Genomic DNA, 2268 nt, shown 5'->3' on the forward strand with positions numbered 1-2268 from the left:
GTGGCCGGGTCGGGAGCTGACGTGGCGGCGTGCGCCGGGGCGCCAATGAGGTCGGACATGGTTCCTCCAGTGGTGGATCGTTACTCCGAACACTAGGAACCACGGCGTCCGTGCGGACCGGCCGAAAGGTGGGGTGCCCACCCTGGCCGGAGAGTTCTCTGGAATACCCGCGTGAACCCGACGGACAGGTGCGACGAGCCGTGCAGGCGCACGGCGAACAGGCGGGTGCGACTCGGAGAGGTGCCGGGGTGCAAGGGATGCGTCAGCGGACGCGGTCGACCACGAGCCAGTCGCCGGCACCTCGTGCACCTCGTAGGGCAGCCCGGTGCGGGCACCCACGCGTCCAGGCCGGCCAAGGAGCCCGTGCGTACATGGCCCCAGATCGCGTGTGCCTCGTCCTCGATGGCACCGCAACGACGAGGCGTCGCGCCAGTCTCATTGCCTCCTCGAGCATCCGGTCACCGTGGTCGTGGTCGAGGTGCTCGAGCAAGATGGCCGGCCAGCACGTGTCGGCAACGTAAAGCCTGCAGGCGGTTTGGAGGGAACCTTCGGAACGCATCACTATCCAGTCACTGCAAGGTCACAGCCACTGCGTGCACGCTCAAGGGCAAAAGTGTCCGGAACGCCTGCGGAACGCACGCAATCAGGTCTTTGACAGTTCTTGCTCCATCACCCCTGGCTGTCGACGTACTCCTCGTCAGACATCAGCCGCGACCGGATCAGGAACCGCACCCCCTCAGGAGCCTCCAGAGAGAACCCGGCACCACGGCCCTTGACCACGTCGATGGTGAGGTGGGTGTGCTTCCAGTACTCGAATTGCGATCTGGACATCCACATCGGCACGTCGCGCTCGAGGCCGACATCGAGGTCCCCGAGATGGATGTCGGAGTCGCCTGTGCGGAACTCGCCGTCGGGGTAGCACATCGGCGAAGACCCGTCGCAACAACCGCCGGACTGGTGGAACATCAACGGGCCGTGAGTCGCGGTGAGGCGGCGGATCATGTCCGCCGCCGCACCGGTGACCCCGACCCGTTCGGGTGTGGTCATGACTTAGAAGAACCCGAGCTTGTCCGGGCTGTAGGAGACCAGGAGGTTCTTGGTCTGCTGGTAGTGATCGAGCATCATCTTGTGGTTCTCGCGACCGATGCCCGACTGCTTGTAGCCGCCGAACGCCGCGTGCGCGGGGTAGGCGTGGTAGCAGTTCGTCCAGACCCGACCGGCCTGGATCGCCTTGCCGGCGCGGAAGGCACGAGAGCCGTCGCGGGTCCACAGGCCGGCACCAAGACCGTAGAGCGTGTCGTTGGCGATCTTGAGGGCGTCGGCCTCGTCGTCGACGCTGGTCAGCGAGACGACCGGTCCGAAGATCTCCTCCTGGAAGATCCGCATCGAGTTGTCGCCCTCGAAGACGGTCGGCTGGACGTAGTAGCCCTCGGCAAGGTCACCCTCGAGCACGTTGCGCTCACCACCGGTGAGCACCTTCGCGCCCTCCTGCTTGCCGATGTCGAGGTAGGACAGGATCTTCTCGAGCTGGTCGTTGGAGGCCTGCGCGCCCATCATCGTCGTGACGTCGAGCGGGTTGCCCTGGGTGATGGCCTCCACCCGCGCGATCGCGTCGGGCACGAAGTCGGCATACATCGACCGCTGCACCAGCGCCCGCGACGGACAGGTGCAGACCTCGCCCTGGTTGAGCGCGAACATCGTGAAGCCCTCGAGGGCCTTGTCGTAGAAGGCGTCCTTCTCGGCCGCGACGTCGTCGAAGAAGATGTTGGGGCTCTTGCCACCGAGCTCCAACGTGACCGGAATGATGTTCTCCGAGGCGTACTGCATGATCAGCCGCCCCGTCGTGGTCTCACCGGTGAAGGCGATCTTGCGGATCCGGCTGCTGGTCGCGAGCGGCTTGCCGGCCTCCACGCCGAAGCCGTTGACGACGTTGAGCACGCCGCCGGGCAGCAGGTCGCCGATCAGCTCCATCAGCTTGAGGATCGACCACGGGGTCTGCTCGGCGGGCTTGAGAACGACCGCGTTTCCGGCCGCGAGGGCGGGTGCGAGCTTCCAGACCGCCATCAGGATCGGGAAGTTCCACGGGATGATCTGGGCCACCACGCCCAGCGGCTCGTGGAAGTGGTAGGCGACGGTATCGTCGTCGAGCTGGGAGAGCCCGCCCTCCTGGGCGCGGATACAGCCGGCGAAGTAGCGGAAGTGGTCCACCGCCAGCGGGAGGTCGGCGTAGGTGGTTTCGCGGATCGGCTTGCCGTTGTCCATCGTCTC

2 protein-coding genes are annotated in these 2268 nt (G+C 65.9%); both read right to left on the bottom strand.

The annotated features are described in order from the left end of the window. Nucleotides 1-669: 669 nt before the first annotated feature. The gene (locus tag RMO85_RS01840) at nucleotides 670-1047 is read right to left on the bottom strand and encodes a DUF779 domain-containing protein (RefSeq protein WP_310526108.1); all 378 of its coding nucleotides are present in this window, start codon (nucleotides 1045-1047) and stop codon (nucleotides 670-672) included. A gap of 3 nt (nucleotides 1048-1050) precedes the next feature. Beyond that, nucleotides 1051-2268, bottom strand: a 1218-nt coding sequence (gene adh / locus RMO85_RS01845; protein WP_310526110.1) for an aldehyde dehydrogenase, incomplete at its 5' end; no start/stop codon positions are given.

Origin of the sequence: Nocardioides sp. (assembly GCF_031422975.1) — a bacterium.
Taxonomy (GTDB): Bacteria; Actinomycetota; Actinomycetes; order Propionibacteriales; family Nocardioidaceae; genus Nocardioides.

Excerpts from the sequence above, each read along its gene's own strand:
- RMO85_RS01840 (WP_310526108.1), bottom strand. The coding sequence starts at position 1,047 with ATGACCACACCCGAACGGGTCGGGGTCACCGGTGCGGCGGCGGACATG.